We start from the raw sequence: 12,851 nt of genomic DNA, 5'->3' as shown, positions 1-12,851 counted from the left end.
AGGCTTCGCTTATGAAAACACGTCAAGATGCATGGACAAAAGAAGACGATCTCCTTTTAGCAGAAACTGTTTTGCGACATATTCGCAGCGGAAGTACACAAATTAAAGCGTTTGATGAAGTTGGCGATGCTTTAAACCGTACTTCCGCAGCTTGTGGTTTTAGATGGAACGCTGAGGTAAGACAAAATTACGAAGATGCAGTACAACTTGCAAAAAAACAGCGCAAAGAGTTAAAACGTTCTGAAGCTAAAATAGAAAAAGAGCAATTTACAAAAACTCATCAACTCGTAATCGATGCTGAGTTTTCAGAAGATATTACGCCAAGCAAACAAGAACTTACAATGCAAAATGTCATCGCATTTCTGAAAAATTTGGAGCACAATAACCCTTCACTTGCGAAATTACAAACTGAAAATGACGTATTACAAGATCAGCTCACTTCCTTGAAAAAAACGAACCATGAACTCGAAACAAAATTAGCTGTACTCACAAAAAAACAACAAGCAATCGAAGAAGATTACGCCATGCTTGTTAGAATTATGGACCGCGCTCGAAAACTCGTTTCAGTTGAAGAACAAGAAGAACAGATTGCTCCAATTTTCAAAACAGATCAAAATGGCAATTTAGATATTATATATTCTGCAGAGAATTAAAAAGGATGTCACCTAGCCTAATTTTCCGGCTAAGTGACATCCTTTTTTGTTTCTTCGGTGGACAGCGTATTGGTAAATGAAATTATATCGACGATTTTCCAAATATATCTATCGTAACTTACAATATATCAACGATTTTTTAATTATATCGACGATTCGACAAGGAATATCGATTTACCGACAAATATTTACAAAATAAGTAGAACTACTATACAAAGAGCTCACAAAATTAATTGGATATATTTTACTAAAACGTTACTATAAACATATACGATTAAAAGGAGCTGATCGCTATTTCATTAATAATCTTCAAAATAACGCTCGGTATTCTCGTTCTAACGTTAGGACTTTTTACCATTCATAGTTTAAAAAAGACTTCCGCCTATAATTCGGACAAATACGATTATTTTTTATTAGGATTACTTACATTTGAATTATTAGCATTGCAAATCTCAGCAATACTTTAAAACATAATAGAAAAAGCATATACCCTAGACGGATATATGCTTTCCTTTTTATTCTTGCCCTACACGCTTCACTTCTACGTTTTTAATACGCTCACGCACAACGTGACTTGCCATAATTAAGCCGGCCACAGATGGTACGAATGCATTTGATGAAGGCGGTAATTTCGCTTTACGAATTTTTGCATTTTCATCTGGTACAATTTCTTTACGTACTTCTTCACGAATTACGATTGGGTTTTCGTCAGAGAAGACAACTTTTACACCTTTTTTAATACCCTCTTTACGAAGCTTCGTACGAATGACTTTCGCAATTGGATCTGTATGTGTTTTAGAGATATCCGCAATACGGAAACGAGTTGGGTCCATTTTATTTGCTGCACCCATGCTTGAGATAATTTTAATTTTACGACGTAAACATTGTTTAATTAAATGAATTTTGAACGTAATCGTATCAGATGCATCCACTACGAAATCTAAGCCGTGCTTAAAGAACTCTTCATATGTTTCATCCGTATAAAACATTTCTAGTCCAATTACTTCACACTCTGGATTAATATCTGCAATACGCTCTTTCATTAATTCTACTTTTGAACGTCCTACAGTAGATACTAAAGCATGAATTTGACGGTTTACGTTTGTAATATCTACAACGTCTTTATCAACTAATACGAGACGTCCTACGCCAGAACGTGCTAACGCTTCAGCCGAAAATGACCCTACGCCGCCAATTCCTAAAATACCGACTGTACTATTTTTTAATATTTCAAGTCCTTCTTTACCGAAGGCTAATTCATTACGTGAAAATTGATGTAACATTCAGCTCTACACTCCTATTACAAAAATGGTCTACCATGTATTCTAGCGTTTTTCCGACTATTTGTATAGAAAAAGTTATAGAATTCCTAAAAATACATATTTCAAGAAGGAACATACAATGTAAACCTGTCTTTACCTCTTCTCTTAATCATCCATTAAAAAAGCCTAGATGGTATTAGTATAACCATCTAGACCCTATTCTTACTTCTCTTCTTTTAAGCGTAATTTCAAGCTTAACTCTTCAAGCTGAGCTTCTGCAACTGGGCTTGGAGCTTCTGTTAATAGACAGCTTGCACTTGCTGTTTTCGGGAATGCAATTGTATCACGAAGGTTTGTACGACCTGCAAGTAACATAACAAGACGGTCTAAACCTAATGCGATTCCGCCGTGTGGTGGTGTACCGTATTCGAATGCTTCTAATAAGAATCCGAATTGCTCTTGTGCTTCTTCTTGTGAGAATCCAAGTGCCTTGAACATTTTTTCTTGTACGTCACGCTCGTAAATACGAAGTGATCCGCCACCAAGCTCATAACCGTTTAATACAAGGTCATATGCTTGTGCGCGTGCTTTTTCTGGTGCTGTTTCTAATAGTTCAACATCTTCACGGAATGGCATTGTGAATGGATGGTGAGCTGCGAAGTAACGATCTGCATCTTCATCGTACTCAAGAAGTGGCCAATCTGTTACCCATAGGAAGTTAAATTTACTTTCATCAATTAGCTCAAGTTCTTTACCTAGACGTAAACGAAGTGCACCTAAGCTATCTGCAACAACGCTCTTCTTATCTGCTACGAATAGTAATAAGTCGCCAGCAGTAGCTTCTAATGTAGTCATTAACACGTTTGCATCTTCTTCACCGAAGAATTTCGCAATCGGTCCTTTTAGGCCGTCTTCTTCCACTTTAAGCCAAGCTAGACCTTTTGCACCGTATACTTTTACGAATTCAGTTAATGCATCGATGTCTTTACGAGAGTATTTGCTCGCAGCACCTTTTGCATTAATTGCTTTTACTTGTCCGCCGCTTTCTACAGCACTTGTAAATACTTTAAAGCCACAACCTGCTGCGAATTCAGAAAGGTCTGTTAGTTCCATTTCAAAGCGTGTATCTGGCTTATCAGAACCGTAGCGAGACATTGCATCAGCATATTTCATACGAGGGAATGGTGCACTCACTTCTACACCTTTCGCATCCTTCATAACTTTCGTCATCATGCGCTCCATCATATCTAAAATTTCATCTTGTGTTAAGAATGAAGCTTCGATATCGATTTGCGTGAATTCTGGTTGACGGTCCGCACGTAAATCTTCGTCACGGAAACAACGTGCTACTTGATAGTAACGCTCAAATCCGCCGACCATAAGAAGCTGTTTAAATAGCTGTGGAGACTGTGGTAATGCATAAAACTCACCATCATGTACACGACTTGGTACTAAATAGTCACGAGCCCCTTCTGGCGTGCTCTTCGTTAAAATTGGTGTTTCAACTTCTAAGAACTCTTCTGTATCTAGGAAGTTACGAATTGTTTTTGTTACGTCGTGACGCATTTTGAATGTATTGAACATTACCGGACGACGTAAGTCTAAATAACGATATTTTAAACGCACATCTTCTGATGCATCTGTATCATCAGCAATAATGATTGGCGTTGTTTTCGCTGCGTTTAATACATTTACTTTCGTTGCTTGTACTTCAATACGACCAGTTGCCATATTGTCATTAATTGCACCTTCACCACGTTCAACAACTGTACCTTCTACGTGTAATACGTATTCGCTACGAATTGTTTCTGCTACTTCTAGCGCTTCTTTTGATGTTTCTGGGTTAAATACAACTTGTACGATACCTGTACGGTCACGTAAGTCAATAAAGATTAATCCACCTAAGTCACGGCGTTTTTGTACCCAACCTTTTAATTGAACTGTTTGTCCAACTGCTTCTACTGTTACTTTTCCACATGCATGTGTTCTTTCAGCCACTGTAAGTTCCCCCTATATTAATTTCTCTGCTACATATGAAGCAAATACATCTAGTGCGACTTCTTCTTGTCCGCCTGTTGCCATATCTTTTAAGTTAATGACGCCTTTATCTAGCTCATCTTCCCCTAATACAGCTACAAACTTCGCATTTAAACGATCTGCTGATTTAAATTGTGCTTTCATTTTGCGATCTAAATAATCTTTTTCAACTGATAAGCCAGCTTTACGAAGATCGAATGCAACTTTTGCAGCATGGTCTTTCGCTTTTTCACCAAGAGCTACAACGTAACAATCGATACTATGTTCAATTGGCAACTCAATGTTTTCAGCTTTTAGCGCCATAATTAGACGTTCAATACTCATCGCAAAACCGATACCTGGCATTTCTGGTCCACCGATTTCTTGTACAAGTCCGTTATAACGGCCACCACCGCTTAATGTAGTGATAGCACCGAAACCTTCTGCCTCACTCATAATTTCAAATACAGTGTGTTGATAGTAGTCTAAACCACGCACTAAGTTTGGATCTTTTTCAAATGGAACATCCATCATCGTTAATAGTTCTTGAACTTTGTCGTAGTATACTGCTGAATCTTCGTTTAAGTATTCTGTAATAGATGGTGCTGTACCCATTAATTCATGGTTACGATCCTTCTTACAGTCTAAAATACGAAGTGGGTTCTTTTCTAATCGAGATTGGCAATCAGAGCAGAACTCGCCAATGCGTGGCTCGAAATGAGCGATTAATGCATCGCGATGCGCTTGACGGCTCGCTGCATCACCTAAACTGTTTAATACAACTTTAATATTTTTTAAGCCCATGCCGCGGTAAAACTCTACAGCAAGTGCAATTACTTCTGCATCAATTGCAGGATCGTTACTACCGATTGCTTCAATACCAAATTGTACGAATTGACGATAGCGACCTGCTTGCGGTCTTTCGTAACGGAACATTTGACCGATATAGTATAATTTCGTTGGTTGTGTTGCATCACCGAACATTTTATTTTCAACGTAAGAACGTACAACAGGTGCAGTACCTTCTGGACGTAACGTTAAACTACGCTCTCCACGATCTTGGAATGAGTACATTTCTTTTTGTACGATATCTGTCGTATCACCAACACCGCGTAAAAATAGCTCAGTGTGTTCAAAAATTGGTGTACGAATTTCTTTATAGTTGTAACGACGGCAAATTTCGCGTGCTTGCCCTTCGATATACTGCCATAACTCAACAGTGCCTGGAAGAATATCTTGCGTTCCGCGTGGGATTTGAATAGACATATTCAGTTCCTCCTCAAATTGTTTTAATCTTAATAAAAATAAAAAAACTCCCGCCTCTACTGTATAAACAGTAGGGACGAGAGTATTATACCCGTGGTGCCACCCTAATTGAAGCACGTATGCTTCCACTTTTTTAATAACGCTTAAATGTGCGTTCATCCCTACTAAGCATATATGCCGTTCAAGTTGAAACCTCTAGAGTGTCATTCAATCAGTCATCATGTAGAAATGTTTTCAGCCTAAGACATTTCTTCTCTTTCCATGTGTGTCTCATTTACTCTTCTCCATCAACGGTTATATTCATATGTAAATATAAAATTACTATACGTTTGTTGAGTAGGATTGTCAAGTGCTCTAAGAACGTTCAATTTGCTTCTTTAGGCGCTTTACATCTTGTAGCGAAATACCAAACTCAGAAGCAAGCTCCATTGAAGTATTGTTTTGTTCTTTCGAAATAAAATCATGTAAATTTACGTTAAACAGTTGATTTGCACCATTTGTAACAGAATGCCCTTTTTCATTCATACGCATACGTATATCCCTCACATTCAATATGGATGTTTTACTTTTTATTGTTCCATATTGATTAGAGAGTTATACATAACTAAAACAGCTATTGATTTCAAAACAAGTGAAAATTTAATCAGGCTTTTACGGGTAGCCCGATTCCCACATATAACGGGATAAATGAACAAAACATACAACAAAGTATAAAAAAGAGAGGATTATATCATCCTCTCTTTTTAAGCAACACTATTTACTTTCCACAATTAAGGTCACCGGACCATCATTGATTAAAGAAACGTCCATCATCGCTCCGAACTTCCCTGTTTCGACATGCAAACCTTGTTTACGAACCTCTTCATTAAAGAAATCGTATAAACGCTCTGCATAGTCAGGTTTCGCAGCATCCATAAAGTTTGGACGTCTTCCTTTACGGCAATCTCCGTATAATGTGAATTGCGAAATAGATAGAACTTGTCCTTCTACATCAAGTACTGAATGGTTCATCTTTCCGCTCTCGTCTTCAAAAATACGTAAGTTCGCAATTTTTTCTGCAATGTAAGTTGCATCTTTCTCTGTATCTTCATGCGTAATGCCAACTAGTAATGTTAAACCGAACGGAATTTGTCCTACGATCTCACCGTCTACTGTGACAGACGCTTCTTTTGATCGTTGTAAAACAACTCTCATTTTTTCTACACTCCCTATTAATGCATCATGCGTCGTACTGCATAAATTTCTGGAACACGCTTAATGCGCTCCACTACTTTTTTCAAGTGTTGTAAGTTACGAATAGAGATTGACATATTAATTGTCGCCATCTTATTACGATCACTTCTACCAGAAACAGCTGAAATATATGTTTTCGTCTCTGTAACGGCTTGCAGTACTTCATTTAATAAACCACGGCGATCGTAACCTGAAATTTCAATATCAACGTTATATTCAATTTCTTTTTCAGGGCTACCTTCCCACTCCACTTCTAATAAACGTTCTACCGCTTCTTCTGTATGAACATTTACACAATCACGACGGTGAATCGATACGCCTCGTCCTTTCGTAATATACCCAACGATATCATCACCGGGAACTGGGTTACAGCATTTTGATAAACGAATTAATAAATTATCAGCACCGCTTACCTTTACACCAGAATCCCATTTTCGAATTTTCATCGGTTTACGAACTTCTTTAACTTCAACGATTTCTTCTTCTTCGCGTTGTTTGCGGAACTTGTCCGTTAGTCGCGTAACAATTTGCGCGGCTGTAATTCCGTTATAACCTACTGCTGCAAACATATCTTCTTCATTTGCGAAGTTAAACTTCTCAGCAACACGTTTTAAATTATCAAGCGCTAATACTTCTTTCATCTCGTACTCTAGACCACGTACTTCTTTTTCAACAAGCTCACGGCCTTTTTCAATATTTTCATCTCTACGTTGCTTCTTAAAGAATTGACGTATTTTATTTTTCGCATGAGATGTTTGAGCGAGTTTTACCCAGTCTTGACTTGGTCCATACGAATGTTTCGATGTTAAAATTTCAATGATGTCACCCGTTTTTAATTTATAATCAAGTGTCACCATTTTCCCGTTTACTTTTGCACCAATTGTTTTATTGCCAATTTCCGAATGGACACGATACGCAAAATCAATCGGAACAGATCCGAGTGGTAATTCCATTACATCGCCTTTCGGTGTAAAGACAAATACCATATCAGAGAATAAATCAATTTTTAATGACTCCATAAACTCTTCTGCATTAGAAGCTTCATTTTGCCATTCTAATATTTGACGGAACCATGTAAGTTTCTTCTCTAATGTACCTGTTGTTTCTGCTGCTTTTCCTTCTTTATACGCCCAGTGTGCCGCGATCCCGAACTCTGCAATTTCGTGCATTTCTTTCGTACGAATTTGCACTTCAAGTGGATCTCCTTTTGGTCCAATTACTGTCGTATGAAGAGATTGATATAGATTTGCTTTCGGCATTGCAATATAATCTTTAAAACGACCTGGCATTGGCTTCCAACACGTATGGATAATTCCAAGCACCGCATAACAATCTTTAATACTATTTACAACGACACGTACAGCTAATAAATCGTAAATTTCATTGAACTGTTTATTTTGCAGAGCCATTTTACGATAAATACTGTAAATATGCTTTGGTCTGCCAGAAATCTCAGGTTGAATTGCAACTTCTTTTAATTTCTCGCGAATGCCAGTCATTACTTCATCTAAATATTCTTCACGCTCTGCACGTTTACGCTTCATTAAATTTACAATACGGTAATATTGCTGTGGATTTAAATAGCGAAGTGACGTATCCTCTAGCTCCCATTTAATAGTATTAATTCCGAGTCTATGCGCTAAAGGTGCAAAGATTTCTAATGTCTCATTTGCAATGCGACGCTGCTTCTCTTGGGGCAAATGTTTCAATGTACGCATGTTATGAAGACGGTCAGCTAGTTTAATTAAAATAACTCGAATATCTTGAGCCATTGCAATAAACATTTTGCGATGGTTTTCTGCTTGTTGCTGCTCATGAGATTTATATTTAATCTTTCCGAGCTTCGTCACACCATCGACAAGCATAGCAATTTCTTTATTAAATTCCCGTTCAATATCTTCTAATGTAACCTCTGTATCTTCCACTACATCATGTAAGAAACCTGCCGACACGGTTGCTGGATCCATGTGTAAATCCACTAAAATACCAGCAACTTGAATTGGATGAATAATGTACGGTTCACCCGATTTTCTATATTGTTCACTATGCGCATCACGTGCATATTCATAGGCACGTGCCACTAGCTCAATATCTTCATTCGCTAAATATTGACTTGCTTTCTCGAGTACCTGTTCAGCTGTTAGTACCTGCTCATTTGCCATCGAATCACCTTTTATTGAAAATTGACTTTATCTTTATTAAGTAGAATAAATTATATTCTATCATTATAACCTAATGATTGTGAATTGTGAAAAGGAAAAGATTTTACTGACATTTCACCTTATTTTTTTGTGCAATTATACAAAAGTACCCGCTCCTCTCCAAGAGATTCACGGGTACTTCTTATCACCGTAGTTTTACCTATATAGTGATTAGTATTTTTCTAATACTAATACATCGTAACCATCTAACATTTTACGACCATCTAAGTAAGTAAGCTCTACTAAGAATGCAATTCCTGCTACAACTCCGCCTAGCTCTTCAACTAGCTTAATTGTCGCTTCGATTGTTCCACCTGTAGCTAATAGGTCATCTGTAATTAATACGCGTTGGCCTGGCTTAATTGCATCTTTATGGATTGTTAAAACATCTTTACCATATTCTTTACCGTAGTCAACTGTAATTACTTCACGTGGTAATTTCCCTAATTTACGAACTGGTGCAAAACCTACTTCTAACGCATAAGAAACTGGGCAACCGATAATAAAGCCACGTGCTTCTGGCCCTACTACAAGGTCAATATCTCTTTCTTTTGCATATTCAACGATTGCATCTGTTGCTGCTTTGTATGCTTTACCGTCGTTCATTAAAGGTGTAATGTCTTTAAACACAATACCTTCTTTCGGATAATCCGGTACAATTGCGATATGTTGCTTGAAATCCATATTTCTGAATCCTCCTCAGATCTAAAAGGTTTGTAAATACAAAACCTTTACCCTAACTGTTCTACTTCTTTATGATTACGAATCGTTTCAAACCATGTATATAATTGCTGATATGTGCTATAAACCAATTCTTTTTCTAACTGTAAGTGGTTCATTTTCTCACGATATGTGTTCGATTCAATTAAATCACGCTTTTGTTTTTTGTCTGCCATAAAAATGACGCCATCTTTTATTGTAACAAATTCTAACTCAAAAAACACCTGTGTCATGAAATTTACTGTATCTTTTGACCAACCTTTATGACGACATAGCTGTTCGCCATATTGTCTTAAAGAAAATGGTGTTTTTTGGTTCAAGAAAGAATAGTACCATTTAAAGTGTTCCCTCGTTGGGATTGTACTAAATAAATGATTATTCTCTTGATAAAATAACGCATAAATTCGCGATGGGAATCCCGCTTTAAATAACTCACGTAATTCATCTGTTCCTTTTGGTAAGTCGAGTAACACAATATATTGATCATCTAAATGCGTTACTTCGGATGCATGCATGAGCTGCTCCTTATAGTCTTCTAGAGAAAATTTATTCAATACATCTTCTGAAAAATACACCATTGTTATTTTTTCTTTCGGAAGTTCTGCTAAATTCGCTTCTACATTACGCATACTACGCCAATCAAATAATTGCCACGCCTCTACAGCAATATCTTGTACCATTAATTGTGGCTTCTTAAAATTATTCCATTCATTGATGGATGCCTCTCCTATTACAGATACCTTTGCAACTGGAGAAATTTCTTTCGCATACGCACCAAATCCAAATCCAATCGTGTCTAGTGTTGCTTGTCCATCACGAAGAGCCATTTTCAAATGCGAACCGTCTGATCCAATTGCACGAATACTTTCTAGCTCAGCATCTTTCACTGCAATACGCGGTTTCGGATTTCCAACACCAAACGGTGCTAACTTTTGCATATCCTCAATTGCCGCAAGCGTTACATCCTCCACTTTACAAAAAGCATCAACGGCTGTAATTGGAATGAAGTCTGCTTCTGTTAAAATTGCATCTGCTTGTTCATTTAAACGACGGCGCAATTCCTCCACATCATTCATATGAAGCGTCATTCCCGCCGCCATTGGATGCCCTCCAAAGTGCGGTAATAACTCTCTACAATCTGACAAGTTTGCAAATAAATCAAATCCCGCAATACTACGTGCTGAACCCTTCGCTGTTTCTTTTACAGGATCAATACTTAATACAATTGTTGGGCGATAAAAGCGCTCAACTAATTTAGAAGCAACAATCCCAATTACTCCTGGATTCCAACCCTCTTTTGCAAGCACTAACACTTTATTGTCTTCTGGCGGGAAATGATTTTCAACTTCAGCGATAGCTTCTTCTGTAATTTGTTTTACAATGTCTTTTCGTAGTTTATTCAGCTCATCAATTTCTTCAGCCAGTTCTTTCGCTTCCTCTGGATCATCTGATAATAAAAGGTGTACAGCTGGCGCTGCATCTTCTAAACGTCCAACCGCGTTAATACGTGGCGCAATTGAGAAGCCAATGCTTTCCTCTGTAATTTCACTTTGCGAAACGTTAGCAACTTTAAACAATGCCTTTAAACCGATATTTTTCGTCATGCGCATATGCTTTAAACCGCGCTTCACTAGCAACCTATTTTCACCATGAAGTGACACTAAATCGGCTACTGTACCAATTACTGCAATTTCTAATAAATGTTCTGGCACACGGCCTAGTAGTGCATGTGCCACTTTAAACGCAACACCTACACCCGCTAAATAGTGAAATGGATACACACCACCATCTAGTTTTGGATGAATAATCGCAAGTGCCTCTGGTAACTCTGGCGGTGGCTCATGGTGATCTGTAATAATAAGATCTATTCCGAGCTCCTTCGCTACCTTTGCTTCATGTACCGCTGCGATACCAGTATCAACAGTAATAATTAATGAGAACCCCGCACTATGTGCCCAACGAAATGCTTCTTCATTCGGTCCATAGCCTTCTGTAAAACGGTTCGGAATGTAAAATTCTACATCTGCACCTAATTCTTGCAGAGCAAGATATAATACCGTCGTACTACTTACTCCGTCCGCATCATAATCACCAAATATTAATATTTGCTCTCCATTTTGAATTGCCTTATTTACACGTTCTACCGTTCGGTCCATTCCTTCTAATAAAAATGGATCATGAAATTCTTGATTTTCTGTATTTAAAAAATCTAAAATCTTATCTTCTGTATCTAGTCCTCTACCGAGGAATAAAGAGATAACAAGAGGTGATAATTGCAATTTACTTGCTAATTCACTCACTCGCTCTTCATTATATTCTTTTTCTTTCCAACGCGTCTTCGGTTGTAACACGAAATCACCCCTTAACCTGTTCATTATACAAGACAGATTAAGGGGTGACAATATAATGCAAACTACGATGCAATATCTGCATACTAAAATGTTAACAATGTTTAATTTGGAGAATACGGATTTATATGTACAAACACATTTTGTACGTTATCTTGTTCCATAAGCGTTTCTTTCACATGCTTTCCAATACTATGACCTTCTTCTACAGTAATGTATGGATCTACAGAAACCTTAATATCAACAATAACATAATGACCATGTTCTCTCGCATATAAAGAACCGATTTTTTTTACGCCATTCACTTGAAGAACTGCTTCTCTAAGCGGAATAACATCCTCTTCGTGAAGAACGTGGTCCAGCGTTGCATGAATTGCCTCCGCTCCAATACTCCACGCCATTTTCACAACAAGAATCGAAACGAATAATCCCGCAATTGGATCAGCATATACAAGCCAATCTAACCCGAGCTTCCCACCGATAATAGCTGCACAAATACCGATTAAAGCTGCAATTGAAGAAAATACATCCGACCGGTGCTCATATGCATTTGCAATAATTGCATCACTATTTACTCTCTTCCCTAATCGGAATTTATATTGAAACATCCCTTCTTTTACTACAATTGAAAGAATAACAGCAAAAATCGTAATTCCTTTCGGTGGCTCTAGTTCTTGTGAAAAAGCTTTTATAGACGAAATCGCGATTTCAATTCCCACAATAAATAATAATACCGCAACAATAATCGCTGAAATCGATTCCGCTTTACCATGACCATACGGATGATCTTCATCGGGCGGCTGCTTTGCTGCTCGCAATCCAAAAAGTACAGCAAGCGAACCAATTACATCTGATGCAGAATGCACAGCATCTGCTAATAGCGCTTTACTGTTCCCGATATAACCAATTACCGCCTTTATAATTGCTAATATAATATTACCAACGATCCCGACAATAGCACCAAACTCGGCCTGTTTAAAACGTTCATCTTTTTCCATAATTAAAATCCCTTCTTTTCTTAACCTATCTTTTTAGTTTAACAAAAACAGCGATAATACCACCACTTTCTTCCATTTTTTCATTTCAAAGTCATTATCTTATTGTATCCACAAACGAAAAAAGAGATGCCTCATTATAATCTGTACCCTTTGT

At 37.6% G+C, this 12,851-nt stretch carries 10 protein-coding genes and 1 other annotated feature; of the genes, 1 reads left to right on the top strand and 9 read right to left on the bottom strand.

Annotated elements, in window-relative coordinates:
* Positions 1–11: 11 nt before the first annotated feature.
* Entirely contained in the window at positions 12–653 is a 642-nt protein-coding gene (locus tag DN410_RS15075) for an RsfA family transcriptional regulator (protein ID WP_149177111.1), read from the top strand.
* Positions 654–1,168: 515 nt separating this feature from the next.
* Here the strand turns inward: DN410_RS15075 and DN410_RS15065 are convergent.
* The 9 genes from DN410_RS15065 to DN410_RS15030 all read right to left on the bottom strand — a co-directional run bounded on the left by DN410_RS15065 (position 1,169) and on the right by DN410_RS15030 (position 12,697).
* Entirely contained in the window at positions 1,169–1,936 is a 768-nt protein-coding gene (locus DN410_RS15065; protein WP_060632367.1) for a tRNA threonylcarbamoyladenosine dehydratase, read from the bottom strand.
* 201 nt (positions 1,937–2,137) lie between these two features.
* The gene (aspS, locus tag DN410_RS15060) at positions 2,138–3,913 is read right to left on the bottom strand and encodes an aspartate--tRNA ligase (protein WP_149177110.1); all 1,776 of its coding nucleotides are present in this window, start codon (positions 3,911–3,913) and stop codon (positions 2,138–2,140) included.
* 12 nt (positions 3,914–3,925) lie between these two features.
* A complete protein-coding gene (gene hisS, locus DN410_RS15055) occupies positions 3,926–5,197 on the bottom strand; it encodes a histidine--tRNA ligase (protein WP_071712916.1) in 1,272 nt (423 codons plus the stop codon).
* Positions 5,198–5,266: 69 nt separating this feature from the next.
* Positions 5,267–5,497 (bottom strand) — a binding site (T-box leader).
* Between the two features lie 54 nt (positions 5,498–5,551).
* The gene (locus tag DN410_RS27995) at positions 5,552–5,728 is read right to left on the bottom strand and encodes a hypothetical protein (protein ID WP_002015300.1); all 177 of its coding nucleotides are present in this window, start codon (positions 5,726–5,728) and stop codon (positions 5,552–5,554) included.
* Positions 5,729–5,950: 222 nt separating this feature from the next.
* On the bottom strand, positions 5,951–6,391 hold the full coding sequence (locus DN410_RS15050; protein WP_001266956.1) for a D-tyrosyl-tRNA(Tyr) deacylase: 441 nt from the start codon (positions 6,389–6,391) through the stop codon (positions 5,951–5,953).
* A 17-nt stretch (positions 6,392–6,408) separates the two neighbouring features.
* The gene (gene relA, locus DN410_RS15045; protein WP_149177109.1) at positions 6,409–8,592 is read right to left on the bottom strand and encodes a GTP diphosphokinase; all 2,184 of its coding nucleotides are present in this window, start codon (positions 8,590–8,592) and stop codon (positions 6,409–6,411) included.
* Positions 8,593–8,802: 210 nt separating this feature from the next.
* Complete coding sequence (locus tag DN410_RS15040; RefSeq protein ID WP_000346214.1) at positions 8,803–9,315, bottom strand: adenine phosphoribosyltransferase; 513 nt, start codon at positions 9,313–9,315, stop codon at positions 8,803–8,805.
* Positions 9,316–9,362: 47 nt separating this feature from the next.
* Positions 9,363–11,702: a single-stranded-DNA-specific exonuclease RecJ gene (gene recJ, locus DN410_RS15035; protein WP_149177108.1), complete on the bottom strand. Its 2,340-nt coding sequence runs from the start codon at positions 11,700–11,702 to the stop codon at positions 9,363–9,365.
* 101 nt (positions 11,703–11,803) lie between these two features.
* A complete protein-coding gene (locus DN410_RS15030) occupies positions 11,804–12,697 on the bottom strand; it encodes a cation diffusion facilitator family transporter (protein ID WP_149177107.1) in 894 nt (297 codons plus the stop codon).
* Positions 12,698–12,851: the final 154 nt, after the last annotated feature.

Source organism: Bacillus sp. SH5-2 (genome assembly GCF_008368905.1).
GTDB classification, from domain to species: domain Bacteria; phylum Bacillota; class Bacilli; order Bacillales; family Bacillaceae_G; genus Bacillus_A; species Bacillus_A luti.
Note: the sequence above shows the minus strand (reverse complement) of the source record. Positions and strands in the feature narration are given on the sequence as shown.